Genomic DNA, 18687 nt, shown 5'->3' on the forward strand with positions numbered 1-18687 from the left:
TGATTGCATATTTGTGTGATTATATATAGGAATGTTGTTTTATTATTCTCTTTTATGATATATATTTAGTTACAGTAACTATAACTAAAGGTGGATAAGTAGATGACGTATTCAATGACATATGTGGTGGAGAATTATAATGTATCTGCAAAGACACTTCGATTTTATGAAGAGCAAGGGATATTACCAGATATTTCTCGTGACGAAAAAGGACGTAGAGTGTATAGCGAACAACAAATAGATTGGATTTCTTTTATTCGTTGCCTCAAAGAGACAGGAATGCCTCTTATGAAAATAAAAGAATACAAGGAACTCTATGAATTAGGCAATTCTACCTTTTTACAAAGAGAAGAAATGTTAATTCAGCACAAATTGGATGTGCAGAAGAAGATTGATGAAAGCTTCAGACACTTAGAGGAAATAAATTATAAAATAGCTATGTACGACCTTCAGAAAGAAGAAGTCATAAAAAATCCCAATCATATTTTTAGATGTCACGGTTTGGAGGTTAAGGTAGCGAATTAATGTACTTAAGCTCTATCAAGGGTTCAATAAAACAGAGGTAGTCTAGGACTTTCATTCGTCTAATGGCTGCCTCTGTTTTTATTTGGTGGTGAGTATCGTATTGTTTTCTTTATTTACTATAGGGATCATTATCCAAGTGAAGAGTTACAGGCGACATAAACTTGTAAAAGATGAGAAGGTTGGAGGGAATTCTTAATGCAGCGTCTGGCCTCTAAGGGATGCTTATAGAGGAATAGCACAGTGGAGGCTACAAAGGTTCTGCTTGCGAATTTATTTATTCCCGTCAGGCTATGCATAATACGACGGTCCGCAAAATTGAAAGTGGCTCGATAAATTCTGTTACGGCAAGAATTAGGGCCATCCTTTTCGGGATGGCCCTGTCTTTTAGTTCACAGTTTCCAGTAATCTGGAGACCATTGTTGCAAACTCTGCTCTGGTAATATCTTTTCCAGGCTTAAAGGTACTATCCTCGTAGCCAGTAATAATATTATTGGATGCGAGTGCATCAATGGAATCATAATACCATGCATTTCTATTAACATCTTTGAAGGATGTGTTTCCAGTACCTGTCAGCTTAAAGGCTCTAGTAATCAGTGCCGCTAATTCACTGCGGCTTATCTTGTCGTTCGGACGGAAGGTTCCATCGCTATATCCGTTCATCAGGCCTGCTCCGGCTGCTGCGCCGATATACGTATTAGCCCAATGCGTTGGAGATACATCTGTAAAGCTGCTAGCCTGTCCTTCAAGCCCCATGTACGTTGCAATGACCTTGATGGCTTCGGCACGGGTCAACCCTGAATCCGGACGGAAGGTTCCATCGGAATAACCCGTTAGTAATCCCTTGGCTATAAGCACATCAATGCTTGCTTTTGCCCAGTGATTAATAGTATCTGCGAAACTGGCAACTTCCGGCGTAGGTGTTGGTGCTGCTGGTTCTGCAGGTGCTGGTGTTGCTGTAGGAGCCGGTGTTGGTGTGGGCGTTGCTGTTACCGGGGGAGTTACGGTACCTCCTCCAGGACTTGGATTGCTTGGTTCATTATCTGTTGGATCAGGATTAGTAGGATTAGAGACGTATTGAAGTGCTGGAGCATAGGCTGTAAGCAGTCTGGCTTGACTCTGTTGCTCAAGAGCATAGCCCATACCTAGAACTTTGGCATCGTCCCATGCTCTGCCAACAAGCTGCATGGAGATAGAATATCCGCTGTCGTTCGTTCCTACAGGAACAACTACCGTAGGGAGGCCGACGTTAGACGTTAATACGCCCGTGTTTCGGTCAGAGCTTAATTGAGAGGCTGCTGAGTCATTGTTATATACGTCACTGATAAAACCTGCATAAACAATAGCATCCACGCCATTTTCGTCCATCCAGCCTTTAATAACTTCCTTATAGTCAGTTCTATATTTGATGTAATCTTGTACAGCCTGTTCAGTCATGCGGGTAGGCTCTGTATATCCTCTCTGATTATAGATAAGCACCTTATCTGAAGCGAGTACACTTGCTCCATCAATGTAAGGGAAGTTCTTATGAAGCTCAATATAGCGCGCCCAGCCTTCGGTAGATCCATTAATGCCTGCTGGACGGGTAGGTGCTGACGGTACTTTTGACATTTCAACCATTGTCGCCCCCGCTGCCTGAAGCTCGGAGAACTTATTCATTACGGCTTGTCCGGTATCATCATCGGCATAACTGGAGACAAAGGAAGCAGGGATATATCCGATTTTCTTTCCTTTCAATGCATTAGTATCCAGAGATTCCTTCCAGTCAGCCGGACGCTTATGATCTGCATCGGCAGTCACTGTGAAGATATCCTGCGGATCCGTCCCCGTTGTAGCATTCAACATGATGGCCAGGTCCGTTACTGTCTTAGCAATGGGACCTGCATAATCCTGTCCCCAAGTGAGCGGCAGTACACCTGTAGTACTTGCCATGCCGTCTGTACCACGGAAGCTTTTTAAGCTGGCGCCTGTAGTAGGTGCATAGAGAGAGACCCCTGTCTGTGAACCCATGGCTGCTGCTGCAAAATCAGCTGCAACAGATACTGCCGAGCCGCCGCTTGAGCCAAAGGATGTTTTCGATGGATACAGAGCATTCCAGGTTTGCTGCCAGCCGCTCTCGCTAAAGCTTCCGCTGTTGGCGAACTCGGAAGTATTTACTTTACCAATAATTACAGCTCCAGCTTCCCGCAGCTTATTCACCTGGAATGCATCAGAATCTGGCTGCCAGCCTTCAAGCGCTTTGCTGCCGCCTGTAGTAGGCATATCCTTGGTATCATAGATATCTTTTATCGCAATGGGAATACCGAGCAAATCCCCTTTTGCACCTTGTGCGCGGGCATTGTCAGCAGCTTGTGCCTGGGTAAGCGCAGTTTCAGAGACATGCAGGAAGGCATGGAAGCCAAGCTGGCCTTCATCGTATACCTTGATTCTATCTAAATAAGCCTGAGTAATTTGTACGGAAGTAGTTTTACCGCTAATCATATCCTGCTGCATTTGTGCAATGGATTTATTCGTAACATCATAGGGGGAAGAAGTGATGAATGCTTTAGCTGCTGGAGCATCCGGAATCACCAGGGTATCTCCAGTATCCAGTCCCTCTATAGCAGAGACATCCCAGTTACTGATTGAACGGATTTGTGCGTTGGTTAATCCGGTTACATCCAGCTGGCTATTAAGCCCGTTTAGCATGGTCACCAGATTCTTCAGGCCTTCTTCACCCGCTTCTCCAACTTGTACATAATGTACCAGGGATTTCGACTCTCCCGGCTCAATGTGTAATGTATTAATGAACCCGTAGAAATTCGCATCATTTCCGGACTTAGCTAATGGTGTGGTGAATGGATTCTGCTGCTGATTGCCCAGGCTGGTTAATCCATTCTCAAATGGATGCGGAGACCCGACTGCAACGCCCAGCGGCTTATTGTCTTTAGCACTGCTGTCTACAACAATCCATGAATCATCCGTAGTCACCTCCAGATCATTGGAGTATGTTGCCTTGACTACTGAAGCATTTGCTGCTGTACCATACCCCAGAGAGCCGCCGAAAGAGACATCAACCTTTACGTTCATATCATTTTTATTAGTAAAGGTATCAAAGAATCTCGTACGATTATTTATAGTATCGACATACACATCACGAGTAACAGTTACATTTCCCAGATTTACAGACTGAGTCGAAGTGAATCTATTCACACCATCGTATTTCAAGTCAAACCCGCGCATCATTTGACCATTCATCAGTGAAGCTGTAGGCGACGACACTTTAACGAAGATATTACCGAAGCCTTGTACTTGTGTAGTACCAACGGTACGTAAACTTCCTGTGTCTAAGCTAGGCGCAAAGACATCATGAATCTCCCATACTGTGCCGCTTGCTGAAGTAACCCGGGTTAAAGCATCAGCGGTCTGAAACGGAATGACACTCGAAGCGATAACAGATAACGCAATGGACGTAGCTATAACTTGCTTTTTACTCCAATTATTTTTTGCTGGTGAATATTCGGAGCGGGGGGAACCAGAATGATTTCTTTTAGTTTTACTTAGACGTTTTAGCTTATTCATTTCAGTAATCTCCTCTTCCTGTATGTATATTTATTAAATTATGTTAGGAAATATAACATCGTTATTTCTTTCAGTCAATAAATATTAAAAATTTAATATATTTTTGAGGTTTTGATATAAAGTAAATACTATATTCATTAAAATTTGTAATATAAATGGTAACTATTAGATATATTAACTAACATATTATGATATGTTTAGTTCTATATAGCGATGCACCTTCGCTCGCTGAAAAACACGGAAAGACGTGTCGCTCCATGATCCGATGGGGACAGACAAGGAAGGGAACGAGATTACGCTGATCGATGTCCTCGGATCTGAAGCCGACGATGTGATTAAAGAGGTGGATCTTAAGATCGAGAAGAGTAAGATCTACTGCAACCTCGATATTCTCGATGAAACGGAGAAGGAGGTCGTGGTCGGGCGGTTTGTTTTGGTTTGGATACAGAAGGTGAATAGCGGACGCAACGGGAGATTGCGGAGGTTCTGGGGATCTCGCGGAGTTATGTGCTGCGGATTGAGAAGAGGGTGCTAATGAAGCTTTATGCGGCAAACCGATATTCATAATCAAAAAGGAAGACCGCACAAAGCGCAGTCCTCCTGTTCATTTCGTTTGCAGCTTGTAATAAAGTCCTTCCTGATATCTACTCCATTACAATCACAGGGGTTTTGTTTGCTTCACCAGGCGTAAGGCCTGCATCCTTAGGAGCGGGACGCTTTAAGGTGAGTGCCAGCAATAACCCGGCCACTGCAATAATGGCGAGTAGTTGGTAGGTGTTGTGAAATGCATGCGTCATTGCATTAGGCACTGGTGCCTCACCATTGCTCGCATAATGATCGGTACGGCTGACAAGGAACGTTGTCAATCCTGCGATAGCTAAGGATGAAACTACTTGCTGGGCGGCACTTGTCAGTGAAGTGACTCTTCCGACCAGCTCCTTAGGCGCCGCTTGGATCAAGTGGGTATTCAATGCGATGAAAGACATGCCGGAACCGAGTCCGAGCAGTATGCGTGGAAGCAGGAATGCCCACGAGCTGTCGCTTGGATCGATCATGGAGAACATATAGGCGCCAGCCGTTATGAGAATCAAGCCGCCGACCACCAGGGGACGTGCGCCGACCCGGTCGAACAAACGTCCGCTGAACGGCATCATGATACCGGAAGCGATGGCCTGGGGCAATGACCAGAAGCCAGCTTCAAAAGCACTCATTCCCATAAGCCGCTGCATGAAATACGGAACAGCGAAAATCATGCCGAACAAAGCGAGCTGTAAAACCCATTGTACCAGAATCCCTAGGGTAAATTGCATAGAACGAAAAACCCTCAGCTCCAGCAATGGCTCCTTCTTGTTCCGGAGTTCAACGATGACAAACAGAATCAAAGCGACTGCACCTACGGTAAGACCAGTGATCGTTTTCACCGTAGTCCACCCTTCTCCGCCTTCGCTTAACCCATATGAAAGGCCGCCGAATGCTAACGGAGCGAGCATAAATCCTAAGGAATCCAGCGGAGCAAAAGCCTTCTTCGGCAGATTCGGCAGTAATAGGATACTTAAGACAACCCCAACGATGCCGACCGGAATATTGATTAGAAACAGCCACCGCCAGCTGACGTAGTCGACCAAATACCCGGATACGATTGGACCAAGTGCAGGTGCAAGCAGAACTGGCACTCCCATGATACCCATGATTCTGCCTACCGATTCGGCGGGACTGATCCGGTAGATCATCGCGAAGGCGATCGGAGTAACCATACCGCCACCCAGGCCTTGCAAGATGCGGAAGAATATCAACATTTCGGCCGAGCCCGCGAATGAGCATAAGATTGAACTGCCGACGAACAAGATGATGGAAATAATGAAAATTTGCTTGGCACCGAACCGGTCGGACATCCACCCAGCTAACGGAATAACGGAAGCCTGGGCTAGCGCATAACCAGTAATGGTCCATTGAATAAGGGTCAACGAACTTTGAAAGTCTTCAGAAATAACCGGAATGGCGACGTTAACCGCCGTGCTGTCCAGAATAACCATGAACAACCCTACGATAATCGCGATCAACGGAGCAATGAGTGAACGGAGTGATGCGGACTCACTTACTGTGGAATCTGCGGGCATATAACTCTCTCCTAACTATTCGTAATTTGGCTACCATTAAAATAGCATAGTTTATAAACGAAGTAAACGATTTATACTAAAAAAGTTCAAATAGTAAAGGGTGTTTAAAATATTGACGAATTGCTTTATAATGATATTGGCAACACAGGAGGTGTTGGAACATGTCGGAGGCAGATTGCGATCCGTTGTCCTCGAAACGAGAAAAGCTTCTCGTACGTTTAATCCCCTATATCCAAAAACAGGGCATCAGCCAGATGAAGATGGAAGATGCGGCCAAATGTATGGATATCAGCAAGGCAACTATGTATAAATATTTTGACTCCAAAGATGAGATTGTGGGACGTCTGCTTGATCAATATGTCCGATTTCTTTCCAATCTGATCCTGCTGGAAGCTCCCTCAAAGCTGTCGCCTGAGAAGATATCGCGGCCGTCCGAAGAAGAGCTGAAGGTTTACAACGAATCTTTCGCCAAGGCATTTAGGCTTATGATTAAGCAGACGTTCTTCCTGACGGATATTCTGCTTCAGGATTTAAACGGGTCATATCCACAATTGTCCGTCAAACTTGCCCAAGCTCTGGACCAATTTCAGAAAAAGCTCGTTGCCTACTTCGACAGCGGCATTGAGTTTGGCATATTTTATCCCATCGCGAGCACTCAAATCTATCTGGTGCAAATGGATCTAATGATAAGAAAACTGCTGGATCCTAAGTGGCTGATGATGCAAAATATGACGCTCAAGCAAGTGCTCATGGATTTCTATAAAGCGATGAAGCACCAGATTTTTTACGAAAAGTGGATTCGTGAAGATGATTCCGGCTTTGAAGCCTACTTGGACAAGTTAATCATGGAGAAGCTCTCCTACGAATAACGAGACAAGCTTGGATAAGCGAGATGATAACGAAAAACGACAGCCGGTCCTAAGCCAGCTGCCGTTTTTTATTATGATCACTACATTTGCAATGTACCAGCAACCGGTTGAGGCGGGTATAGCACTTCCAGGGAGGACTTCACCTCCATCGGCACCATCCGGTTGCCAAGGCTATCGGGAGCTATCGGCCTAATAAGGGGACAAGGTTCGCGATCTATGCCGCCCGTTGTATTGGAGAAATGTGTCCCTCAGATCCCATTGGGACAGACAAGGAAGGCAACGAGATTACTCTCATTGATGTTCTGGGAGGCAGACGAGCGAATAGAAAGCGACTTGTCTACAATGAGTTGCTTTTTGACTTTTTAGGTGAGCAGATGATCTAAAGTTCAGACAAACGAAGTGGGAAAGAACATCGAAGACATTGGGGGCAGAGATGTTTTCTTGCCAAACTTATGAGACAGGAGAATTATCTGATGGTTCCTACTGACTATATTATGGATTGTGATACAATATTTGAAATGGGATTCTTGCTTGTTAATTATGATATTCAAAGGAGAATTATAATGAAGCGCCTTCGCTGGAGCATTTTTATTTATTCCGTGCTGTTCGTGGTTGTCTTATTGCTGGCACTCAATGACTATTCACCAATCCTGATAGTAGGGGTAACTGTGGTGGCCGGCTTTATTGCTTTTATAACCCAATTCTATTATCCTGCAGCTTTGGAAAAACGTGTGGACCGCGTAGAGTCCTTTTTACGCAGCCAGAAAAACAAGCCTGCCGTTTATATTCATTATATTCTTGCGAACCGACTTGAGGATGAATCAAGAACGATTATGGAGCAGCTGATGAGCAAATATAAGCGGGTACGGTACAGGCAACGTACAAGGCAGCTTATGGACTGTACCGCAAAGATATGGATGCCGTTCAGGAGGCAGTGCCGTATATCCGCTATTCTGATTACCGGGCATACTACGAAACGGTTCTGCTGCTCCAGGACGGGAAAAGTGTTCTGGCTCGGGAACATCTTGAGTCAATCAGGAAGCAATGGATGAGATCAGCGCTGCTCGCAGAAATTGAACTCAAAGCAGGCATCAGTGAAACCGCTATCAAGTATGCCAGGGAAGCAGTAGACGCTTCGAGAGGCGTCCAACGTTATGTGTTACATAAAGAATACGAAAGAACGTTACCGCAAGCTGTTGAAGCTTGAGTTTTAAATGCATACATTTATTGAGATCTAACCCAACTGGAAGTTACTATACAGCATCAAATAGATCATAACTGGGAAACAGAACTTGGCTACTTTTGCGGCCCGATGTATTGAAAACGAAATCCTGATGCATCTCATTAAGCTGTATCATGAGTTTTATAAGGCGAAGCAGTGAGGTAGGTAATTTGCCTGCAGGAAAGAGACATGAAAGGTCTCGACCATGCAGGTTACCTATGCGTTTATGCATAGAGCTTAGGGTGATATAAATTACATTGTACTGTGGTATACTCGAACTATAAGTGAAAAATGAGGTGTTTGTATAATGACGAATCTTACGAAGGACCTTGCTAAATTGATCCGGTTAACGGGTGACCGGGCGAAGTTGGATGCTAAAGCAAATGGAACATATATAGTATATAAGACAAATGAGGGGCAAATTGTTAGAGAATATAGTACGGGTGAAATTGAGAAAATGAATGAACAGGATTTCATCCATGAATGAGACAAAGGCAACGATGTTTGTGTTTGCCGGTAATAATGGAAGTGGCAAGAGCACAATCCGCAACTTGATTGTTGACCGGCTTGGAGTAAGTGTGAATATTGATCCGGATGCACTAGCACGTAAGATCAATAGCGGGCATCCTGAAAAGAGTAAAGTATCTGCCGGGAAAGAAGCTATAAGGATAGCTAGGGAATGTATTCGAAAAAAGTGGGATTTCACTGTGGAAACTACTTTAGCTGGTGGTAACGTTATAAGGCAGATGAGAGATGCAAAGGAACAAGGCTTTGAAATTATTATGTTTTATGTGGGACTAGGGGATGTACGGCTAAATATTGAACGTGTTGCTTTGCGAGTGAAGAACGGTGGTCATCATATTGAAACCGAGGATATTATTAGACGCAATATAACCAGTATGAATAATCTGTTATCTCACTTAGATCTGATTGATCAATTAATTGTTGTTGATAATAGTAAAGCTGATGGCGAGTTTATTCTTGAAGCAGATAAAAGCGGGATAAAATATCATTTAATTGAATTACCTGAATGGGTCAAAATAATCGATAAACAATTAGAGATTAAATTCAAAACGTAAAAATAACCAATTTGAATCGGAAATGATTTTGATTGGTTTATTTTTTTGACATCGCATCGTGTCCACAACCTCGAGAAATTCGGGCGACACCGGCGAAGACATGGAGGACCTGATCTCCATCGGCACCATCGGGCTGATCAAGGCCATCGAGAGCTACCGCCCGAACAAGGGCACGAAGCTGGCTACTTTTGCCGCCCGTTGTATCGAGAATGAGATCCTGATGCACTTACGCTCGCTGAAAAAAAACCGCAAGGACGTATCCCTCCACGATCCGATCGGAACCGATAAGGAAGGCAACGAGATCACCCTGATCGATATCCTAGGCTCGGAAGCGGATGATGTGATCAAGGAAGTGGATCTGAAGATTGAGAAGAGGGCACTCATGAAGCTGTATCATGAGTTTTATAAGGTGAAGCGGTGAATGTATTGGGTCTGTCTTTTGACAGGCTCTTTTTTGTCGAAATTTAGACCTGTTGTTCAAAAAAATTATGTAAAAAGTATAAAATATTTGAATATTGATGTTATAATTTGGATAAATGTCTAGGTTGTATTCACGGAGTAATGCCTCTGAACTAAATTGCGCTGGATGAATTTTGAAAACTATTTCATATATGGAGGTATCACATTTGCAGCATTTACAGTCGATACAGGATATTTTTCAGCATAAGCTGTTTCGAATCCCGGATTACCAGCGAGGCTATGCTTGGGAGGAGAATCAGTGGCTCGACTTACTGGAAGACCTTGAGTTGCTGGAGGACGACCAGGAACATTATACAGGAACATTGGTCATTCATGAGGCAGAGAATGAAGAGGATATCAACGACGACGAAGGTAACACCTTAAGAGTATATGATGTTGTTGACGGATAGCAAAGACTTACAACATTATCGATCCTGCTTCATGAAATTGCTTCTCAATTTAGAGGGCTTGATGGAAGTAGAATCTTTGCTGACGGCATTCTCAAAAAGTACATTGCCACAACCAAAAATGACGATAAGTTACCTAAGTTGTCACTCAATCGGGACACGAACTTATTTTATAAAAAATATATAATTACTGAAAGTGAAGCCGTAATGTCTGCCAAAATTACTTCGGAGCAGAGATTGCTTGATGCCAAGCGCTATTTTGCACAGTACTTAGCTCGGAGATCAGAAGAGCTAAGTGAGGATTACTTAACATGGCTCAATAAGATGTACAACAAGATCAGTAATAAGATGAAACTGACCGTTTATTTGGTTCCAAAGGCTACGGATGTGGGCGTCATCTTTGAGGTCATGAACAATCGCGGCAAAAAGCTGACTGAGATGGAAAAGACCAAAAATTATTTATTATACCTATCCTCTAAGTTAACATGCGACGGTGGCAAGGAGTTGGGGGAAGACATTAATCGGACGTGGAAATACATATACGAAAGCTTGATGTCATCGAAGGCTTCGGATTCTGACGAGAACCAGTTGCTCCGGAGTTTCTGGCTTATGTATCATAACTACAACTCCAAGCAATGGGATGGCAGCAATTCGTTCAAGACGGTATATAATCTGAAAAATTACAAGGATCAGCATACTCAGCTTCGTAATGATTTACGGGCTTGCGTGAATACACTCAAAGAATGTTGCACGGTATATTGCGATATCATTCACGCCAAACGGTCAGGCTCTTTCTTTGGAACGAAAGAAGTAACAAGGAAGGCATTAGAAGATTATACAGCTAAACTGCATCGCATCGGTGTCATCGCCTCCTTTATTCCGCTTCTTATGGCCAGCCGGCTAAAATATAGCGATAATCTGGAGATGTATTTGGATCTTCTAAAGCTATGTGAAAAGTTTGCATTCCGTGTATACCGTTATGCGGGTAAAAGATCAAATGCAGGGCAATCGAATCTGTTAAAGCTTGCATACGACTTGTATCATGGGATAGTCACATATCAGGATGCTTTCATCTGTGTTCATCAATTATTGCTGTATTATTCCCCTAATAAGAAATTCAATGAAGAGACAAATGCCAGAGCAGACTGGTACGGATGGTATGGTCTTAAATATTTGTTGTATGAGTATGAGTTACATCTGGCATCCGGCAAACCGGTTCTTATGGACTGGGTTTACCTGCAAAAGAAGGACAAGCAAGACTCGATTGAACATATTTTGCCGCAGACTCCAACTAAGTCATACTGGCAGTCCAGGTGGACGGGAGAAGAAATTGAAGAAGCGACGCATGATATAGGAAATCTGGTAATGACCTTTGATAATAGTATTTACAGCAACAATGGCTTTGACAAGAAGAGAGGTTCAGCTGGAGAGAATGGATGTTATGCCGGATCTAGCCTGTTTTCTGAACGTGAGCTGGCCACTTACGGTGAGTGGACTTATTCGGAGTTTGAAAACCGGAGGCAGAAGATTTCCACTTGGATTGTAAGCCGGTGGCATGTGGATGACATCGACGCTGCATTAACGGTTGTAGATGATGAGACTGAAGATTAAGAGATTTAGTGGAATGGAGGGAAATAAACGATGGAGCCTTATGATTGTATTGTAGAATTAGCTTTTCAGAAAATGAAGCAGCGGAATCAGTTAAACGACGATGAGGCAAACGAGACGCTCCAGCAATTATATAAACATATAGAGGATTGGGATGGGGCAACTGGAAGACTGTCATTTGTCGGTGATTATCTGGTCGGAATCCATATGAATAAAATAATTGCTAGGGGAAGTGCTACCGGCAGCACAGAGGAATTTATCCGATTAATGACAATGGAACCATCTGTTCAGAAGAAAATAGTTGAGCTGATGTTGCTTCGTAAAACTGGTCCACTGGATGAAAGGTTAACAAACCGGATTAAGGATGTGGAGATTGAACACGCCATAAATTCACATCCGAGTCTTCTTGGCAATGCGCCAAATCAGTATATTAACCGGTTTATATGCTGCATGTTTATGGAGATTATGACACCGGTCGCGAATAATAATGATCTGAAAAAAATCGCAAAGATTCTTGACATACGTGATATAAATGTATCATTCATCAATCTACAGGTTAGAGTCCGGGGACAGGTTGAGAGTGCATTACAGAGACTGAAATTGGACCAAGAAGTGAGCAAACTGGATGTATTCCGGAGAGCGCTAATTGCTTATCACATTCCTCAAACGTATAAAGAATTGAATGGGTAGGTAACAATTAAATATTGCTTTTAGTTGAGTTGTCTGTATTTCTTCCTTATATAATATAAAAATGACATCGCATTGTGTCCACAACCTCAAAAAATTCGACAAAACCGGCGAAGACATGGAGGATCTCATCTCCATCGGCACCATCGGACTGATCAAAGGGATCGAGAGCTACCGGCCTAATAAGGGCACGAAGCTCGCGACTTTTGCCGCCCGCTGTATTGAAAACGAAATCATAATGCACCTTCGCTTGCTGAAAAAGATGCGGAAAGACGTGTCCCAGCACGAAGTTGACCTTAAAAATCGAGAAGAGCAAGATATATCGCAATCTGGATGACCGGGAGAAGGAAGTCGTGGTCGGGCGCTTTGGCCTGGACACCGGCAGGGAAGAGCGGACGCAGCGGGAGATGCGAAGGAGCTGGGGATCTCGCGGAGCTATGTGCCGCGGATTGAGAAGAGGGCGCTCATGAAGCTTTATCATGAGTTTTATAAGGTGAAGCGATAGCTCAGATAAAGAATATGGAAGCTTTTATTATAACATATAACATTCAGAAGGCAGCCAATCTAATATGCTCCCCATATACTAAGTTTGTGAAATTGCTATATGGGGGGGCATTTTATGGATCAAAGATATTACACTAAACGAAGAATTGAATATGAAAATAAAAGCATATTTTTAATAAAAAAGATGTGAAGGGCTTTATTGTAAAATGTTACTAAATAGTGTAAAATCGCCATTAGGTTTATATAGGGAATTTTGAAATATATATTAGTGTAATTCACGTGAAAGAGGGTTATAAATGTTATTAGAAATCGCCCCCGTTTCGGATAAGAACCACACCTGTCTGGAGAGTGTATACGCTACATTTCTGTTGTGGAACCAAAAGAGATATGAATTGCTTTTTGCTGGCTCCTGGAGCTTCTATCTGGAAGAGACCGATAGTATTTTTGGAACAAGACTTTCTAACGATAGAGGGGGAGCTTGGAGAAATACTTTGCAGGACCAGTATATGGAGCAATATTACGGTATAAAAGTGGTTTGGCACGAAACGGAAAATTTTGAAGAGTTAACACGAATTGTCGATGAGAATTTGAACAAATGTCTTCCAACCTGCATTTGTCTGGACTCCTATTGGTGTCCATGGGTCCCGTCATATCAAATCTATGATACGCCCCATTATTTTCTTATTGTCGGTAAAGATGATATCAGTGGAAACTACTTCTGTACAGATCCTCAATATCCGGCACAGATTCATGAATTGACTCTTTATAATTTCGAGAAGGGTTTTTACGAAGAGGAACGGTTAAATCAGGAGTATGGTAAAGCGATTGTAGATGGATTCGGGGGATGTGCCTCCTTTTTCATTGGTGGATGTGAAAAGGAAATCAACTATATAAGTATCTTGGAAGAAGCTTTGGCTGCAGTGTTCAAGGGGAGTGGAGGGAAATCAGACTTTCATTATATGAGAGCGTTTGCAGATGAACTTGGGCAGATGGAGAATATTCTGCCGGAACTTCCCAAATTATCAGAAGTGGACCCGCATCATTCGTGGATATTTAGACGATTGGAGCATATTGCCTGGGGAAGGTTGAATTTTGCTAGGTTATTGAGAAGTTTCTATTCACAACACCCCCATGTTGAATTACTAGAGCTTGAGAATCAATTTGAGACGGGGGCGAAAAAATGGGAGAATATCAACTTCATGCTGCTGAAGGCATGCTATTTATTGGAACATGCAGGGCCGCTGCTTAAAAAAATTTCCGGTAACTTATACAGTCTTGCAAAATACGAGGAAGAAATTGCTGAAGGAATTAAATCAGTTTTACAAAGAACGAAAGGAGCAGCAAATTAATGGCGTTGCAGAATGATTACCAAGGAACACTCGTTAATCCGAATGATACATACCGCATATATCCGCTTGAGAAAACAATACATATGCTGTTTGAAGAACAAGTGACAAGAACGCCTGACAAAACTGCGCTTGGGTTTAAAGGAAAGCGCTTAACTTATGAGGAACTGAATAAGCAAGCCAATAGACTGGCCCGTCTCTTAAGATCAAAAGGGGTCAAAACGGATAGTATTGTGTCGGTAATGGTTGAGAGATCTATGGATATGCTGATAGCTGTAATTGCTATTCTAAAGGCCGGTGGAGCTTTCTTGCCCATCGATCCCCACTTTCCAGCGTCACGGATCGAATACATGCTTTTGGACAGCACAACTAAACTCCTGATTACACAGGATAGTCTCAGTGATAATATCTGTGCTTCATATGATGGTGAGATTCTCTCTTTGGATCAAAATACTTGGTCTCATGAAGATGACTCCAATCTAACGCATACCGGAAGCGGAAACGATCTGGCGTATGTGATTTATACCTCCGGTTCTACGGGAAAGCCAAAAGGAGTTATGATTGAACATCAATCCGTGCACAATTTCATTATAGGTATGACAGAAGCAATTGATTTAGACCCTGTATACACTATCGTTTCAGTAACAACGATGTCTTTCGATATATTTATCTTCGAAACCCTGCTGCCCTTAACTCGTGGTCTAAAAATTGTTCTTGCGGATCCAAAAGAATTGTACAGCAGTATCGGTATCAGCGAGATCAACATAATTCAGACTACACCCTCTACAATGCTTCTTTTACTAAATGATCCTGCGAATGAAGACATTATCATGAATCTTCGAGTAATTATGCTTGGGGGTGAACCGTTTCCCGCTGTTTTGCTTGATAAGCTAAAAGTAAAAACTTCTGCAAAGATATATAACATGTATGGTCCTACCGAAACAACGATTTGGTCCTCTGTCAAAGACTTGACTCATACGAATGATATAACATTAGGAAATCCTATAGCCAACACAAAACTTCATGTGCTGAACGAATCTCTTATTCCAGTACGCGATGGAGAGATTGGTGAATTGTTTATTTCCGGCGATGGCTTGGCCAGGGAATATTTGAATAAGCCTGAGCTGACGGACGAAAGATTCATAAGGAATTCGTCTGAGGTCCCAGGGGCAAGGATGTATCGCACCGGTGATTTAGTCAGGCGGAACGGTAACGGTGAATTAACCTTTCACGGAAGAGTAGATAATCAGGTAAAAATCAGAGGCTTCCGAATTGAGCTGGGAGATATTGAAGAGCATCTCAGCAAATTCGATGGATTGAAGGAATGTGCTGTTACAGCAAAGGTGAACAAGTCGGGAGACTTCTACTTGGTTGCTTACTATGTCGCAGAAAAGCAGTATGAAGCGTCCCATTTCATTAGGTATCTGTCTGACTTCATTCCGGAATACATGATTCCCGGTTTTTATTTACATATTGATTCTATCCCACGAACACCAAACGGTAAATTGGACAGACGGTCGTTACCGGAACCGGATAACAGCCGCCCAATGCTTGAGACTAACTATGTTACACCTATTACTCTAGTTGAAAAGAAAATTGTTGAAATATGGATGAAGATCCTAGGGATGGATTTAGTAGGTATACATGATAACTTTTTTGAATTGGGCGGTAATTCTATTCTTCTGTCAGTGGCACATGCCGAGATTAAAAGAAATATACACCACGAGCTTGCTCTACCGGATTTATTCTCTAATCCAACGGTCTCCACATTGGCCGGATATATTTCTAAGGCCGTTAATTCCGTTACCTCCAAACCGATTGAAGGGCTGCAATTTCCAACTGACTTCTTAACGTGCACACGTTTTCCGGGAGATACGGTGGGTTTAACCCATACGTTTAATCAGGATATTTGTCACACATTAACACAAATATGTGGAGAAGGAATCGATCTGGAGGATATCTTCGCCGGTGCATTCGCTTATGTTCTTTCAGAAACATGCAGCAGTAGTGATATTATCCTGAATATTCCCCAAAATGATGGTGTTAATTTTATTTCAATTGAAACCAACCTCGATAAATTCGATGCCTTCGAAGAGATATTTAAGCACCTGCACTACAGTCAACGGGGGGCTAACCCGAGGAATCAATTTTCGATTGAGGAACTAAGCAACGCTGCCTGGCAGGGCGGAGTTGTACATCCGGTTTTTGGCAAGTTTAGTCTAATGCAACAGCAATTTACGGAGTTGTTTGGCTTAGTTGGTTGCATCAAAGAAGCAAATGGACAAATTGAATTGATTTTTAGGCATGATGGCAGGATGCAGGCCCCTAAGATGAAGGAAGTCTTTAAGAACTATATTAAAGCAATTAAAGCTATAGCAAATTTAAATGAGAATAGGTGAGCATATGAAAAAAATAGCCTTTCTGTTTCCAGGACAAGGTTCCCAATACCCGGGTATGGGAAAAGGTTTTTATGAAAGTAACCAATCTGTAAAACGAGTATTTGAGGAAGTCAGTGATTCTTTGGGCATAGATATGGCCAAGCTTTGTTTTGAAAGTACCCCTGCAGAATTAGTGAAGACCGAGAATACTCAGCCTGCAATCCTTACTGTAAGTGTAGCCATGTTTCAAATCTTTATGGATAGGGTTGGCGCAGAGCCTGATTACCTTGCCGGCCACAGCTTGGGAGAGTTCTCTGCTCTAGTCTGTGCGGGAGGAATCGGGTTAGGTGATGCTGCGAGAATTGTAAGACAACGGGGAAGATTCATGCAGGAAGCAGTGTCACTTGGAGCAGGGGCTATGGCTGCGATAAGTGGGATTGACCTGGACAGCATAAAGAAACAATGTTTGCTATTACAGCATGAAGGGAAAGCGGTTGTAATATCCAATTACAACTCTCCCGACCAGACTGTCATTTCAGGAACTGCGGCAGGGGTCGAAGAAGCGAGTAGAGAGTTAACTAAACATGGAGCGACAGCCATCCCATTGCATGTTAGCGCGCCATTTCACAGTCAATTGATGACTGCAGCAGCGGATAAACTCGGAGATGAATTGGAAAAGTACACCTATCATCCTTTAAAGTGGCCCGTAATTTCTAATGTAACCGCTCTACCTTATCAGAATGAGCATATAATTAAAAACCTTCTCGCTGAACAAATGTCCAAGCCGGTACAGTGGGTTTACACAATGAATTATTTAGCATCGGAGGGAGTGCAAGCATTCATTGAGCTTGGACCTAAGGATGTATTAAAAAAATTAGCGATGGTAAATACACCTAAACTGGAAGCTTATTCTTTTGATAAACCGGAGGATATGGATCAAATCAGCAGTTTGAGCGATGATGAGCCTCAAACGAAGAATTTCAGCAAAATTAAGCTCTTAACCAGGTCCCTGGCTATAGCTATATGTACACCGAATAAGAATTGGGATGATATGGAATATCGTCAAGGTGTTATTGAGCCGTATAAACGGATTGAAAGAATGGTAGAGGACTTAGAGCAGAACATGTTAGAACCTACAACAGAACAAATGAGTGAGGCGCTGGAGATGTTGCTCTCAGTCTTTCGTACAAAACGTACACCTATCGAAGAGCAAAAACAGAGATTCAATCAATTAATTAGTGAGCTTGGTATGGAAGAGTTTATTACCGGTGTGATTACAGTCTCTATGGGATAAGGAGCAGGAATTATGAAGTTTATCGAATTTCTGAAAAATAGATATATATTAGTCCTAATTTCAGCATTAGTGCTAGTGTTCATTATCGTTTTGATTAATGTAATGAATGCCAGAGATACTAAAAAGCCGGATGTGGAGATTGGATATGTAACAGGTGGCCAACTTATTCCTCATGAGGTGGAGCAAAGACTGAAGGAAGTTATTCTTCCTTTAATAGATGACGTTACAGGGGATGGTAAGAAGAAAATAAGATTTATCCCTCTTACTGGCCTCAGGATTGATCTTGAATTCACATCTGAAGGTACGCAAATCATGTTGATGAACCTAGGAACATTCGATAAATTTGCTGGTCTTGGAGCCTTCGATAGTTTGGATAGTTACACTCTTGACTACAAGCTGGACACGAAGTTATTTCCCGAGGTTAGGGTCAAAGCTGAAGATACTAATGAGGCCCATGTGTATGCCATACCAGTGAGTGAAATTGCTCTATTGAGTAAAAACGGCTTTCCTGTGGAGGATTACTATCTGGCTATCCGGAAGCCGAGATCCGATCAGAAATTGTCAATGGATAAAAATGAAAATGCACATATTATTCTCAAAGAAATACTGGCTCTTCAATAAAACCAAGTGACTG

At 42.7% G+C, this 18687-nt stretch carries 13 protein-coding genes and 5 pseudogenes; 16 read left to right on the top strand and 2 right to left on the bottom strand.

What is annotated here, in order from left to right:
* Nucleotides 1-102 precede the first annotated feature (102 nt).
* A complete protein-coding gene (locus tag PBOR_RS07915) occupies nt 103-525 on the top strand; it encodes a MerR family transcriptional regulator (protein WP_042211198.1) in 423 nt (140 codons plus the stop codon).
* 384 nt (nt 526-909) lie between these two features.
* Here PBOR_RS07915 and PBOR_RS07920 read toward each other — a convergent pair whose 3' ends face one another.
* A complete protein-coding gene (locus PBOR_RS07920; RefSeq protein ID WP_081971952.1) occupies nt 910-4083 on the bottom strand; it encodes an amidase family protein in 3174 nt (1057 codons plus the stop codon).
* A gap of 207 nt (nt 4084-4290) precedes the next feature.
* On the opposite strand from PBOR_RS07920, the pseudogene PBOR_RS34895 reads away from it, so the two are divergent.
* A pseudogene (locus PBOR_RS34895) lies at nt 4291-4650 on the top strand (sigma factor-like helix-turn-helix DNA-binding protein); the annotation flags it as partial.
* A 77-nt stretch (nt 4651-4727) separates the two neighbouring features.
* Here the strand turns inward: PBOR_RS34895 and PBOR_RS07930 are convergent.
* Nucleotides 4728-6200, bottom strand: coding sequence for a DHA2 family efflux MFS transporter permease subunit (locus PBOR_RS07930; RefSeq protein ID WP_042211199.1), 1473 nt, complete (start codon nt 6198-6200; stop codon nt 4728-4730).
* A gap of 161 nt (nt 6201-6361) precedes the next feature.
* On the opposite strand from PBOR_RS07930, the gene PBOR_RS07935 reads away from it, so the two are divergent.
* The 14 genes and pseudogenes from PBOR_RS07935 to PBOR_RS07995 all read left to right on the top strand — a co-directional run bounded on the left by PBOR_RS07935 (nt 6362) and on the right by PBOR_RS07995 (nt 18674).
* Nucleotides 6362-7069 (top strand): TetR/AcrR family transcriptional regulator, encoded by a 708-nt coding sequence (locus tag PBOR_RS07935; protein ID WP_042211200.1) that lies wholly within the window; start codon nt 6362-6364, stop codon nt 7067-7069.
* A gap of 132 nt (nt 7070-7201) precedes the next feature.
* Nucleotides 7202-7377 (top strand): annotated as a pseudogene (locus tag PBOR_RS37990) (sigma factor); the annotation flags it as partial.
* Between the two features lie 605 nt (nt 7378-7982).
* The gene (locus PBOR_RS37670; RefSeq protein WP_157763996.1) at nt 7983-8276 is read left to right on the top strand and encodes a hypothetical protein; all 294 of its coding nucleotides are present in this window, start codon (nt 7983-7985) and stop codon (nt 8274-8276) included.
* A 322-nt stretch (nt 8277-8598) separates the two neighbouring features.
* Nucleotides 8599-8778, top strand: coding sequence for a hypothetical protein (locus tag PBOR_RS07945; RefSeq protein ID WP_042211202.1), 180 nt, complete (start codon nt 8599-8601; stop codon nt 8776-8778).
* On the top strand, nt 8771-9370 hold the full coding sequence (locus tag PBOR_RS07950) for an ATPase (protein WP_042211203.1): 600 nt from the start codon (nt 8771-8773) through the stop codon (nt 9368-9370). Before PBOR_RS07945 ends, PBOR_RS07950 begins: the two co-directional genes overlap by 8 nt.
* A 52-nt stretch (nt 9371-9422) precedes the next feature.
* Nucleotides 9423-9791: pseudogene (locus tag PBOR_RS07955) on the top strand (sigma factor); the annotation flags it as partial.
* Nucleotides 9792-9996: 205 nt separating this feature from the next.
* Nucleotides 9997-10689: pseudogene (locus PBOR_RS37995) on the top strand (DUF262 domain-containing protein); the annotation flags it as partial.
* Between the two features lie 471 nt (nt 10690-11160).
* The gene (locus PBOR_RS38000) at nt 11161-11847 is read left to right on the top strand and encodes an HNH endonuclease family protein (protein WP_245648230.1); all 687 of its coding nucleotides are present in this window, start codon (nt 11161-11163) and stop codon (nt 11845-11847) included.
* A 30-nt stretch (nt 11848-11877) separates the two neighbouring features.
* The gene (locus tag PBOR_RS07970) at nt 11878-12534 is read left to right on the top strand and encodes a hypothetical protein (protein WP_042211206.1); all 657 of its coding nucleotides are present in this window, start codon (nt 11878-11880) and stop codon (nt 12532-12534) included.
* 49 nt (nt 12535-12583) lie between these two features.
* Nucleotides 12584-13036, top strand: a pseudogene (locus PBOR_RS36120) (sigma-70 family RNA polymerase sigma factor); the annotation flags it as partial.
* 295 nt (nt 13037-13331) lie between these two features.
* The gene (locus PBOR_RS07980; protein WP_042211207.1) at nt 13332-14384 is read left to right on the top strand and encodes a BtrH N-terminal domain-containing protein; all 1053 of its coding nucleotides are present in this window, start codon (nt 13332-13334) and stop codon (nt 14382-14384) included.
* Entirely contained in the window at nt 14384-16780 is a 2397-nt protein-coding gene (locus PBOR_RS34905) for a non-ribosomal peptide synthetase (protein WP_052429375.1), read from the top strand. The genes PBOR_RS07980 and PBOR_RS34905 overlap by 1 nt, the downstream gene beginning before the upstream one ends.
* A 4-nt stretch (nt 16781-16784) precedes the next feature.
* The gene (gene fabD / locus PBOR_RS07990) at nt 16785-18053 is read left to right on the top strand and encodes an ACP S-malonyltransferase (RefSeq protein ID WP_042211208.1); all 1269 of its coding nucleotides are present in this window, start codon (nt 16785-16787) and stop codon (nt 18051-18053) included.
* A gap of 12 nt (nt 18054-18065) precedes the next feature.
* A complete protein-coding gene (locus PBOR_RS07995) occupies nt 18066-18674 on the top strand; it encodes a hypothetical protein (RefSeq protein WP_042211209.1) in 609 nt (202 codons plus the stop codon).
* Nucleotides 18675-18687 lie beyond the last annotated feature (13 nt).

This window comes from Paenibacillus borealis, from assembly GCF_000758665.1.
In the GTDB taxonomy this organism is placed as follows: domain Bacteria; phylum Bacillota; class Bacilli; order Paenibacillales; family Paenibacillaceae; genus Paenibacillus_AQ; species Paenibacillus_AQ borealis.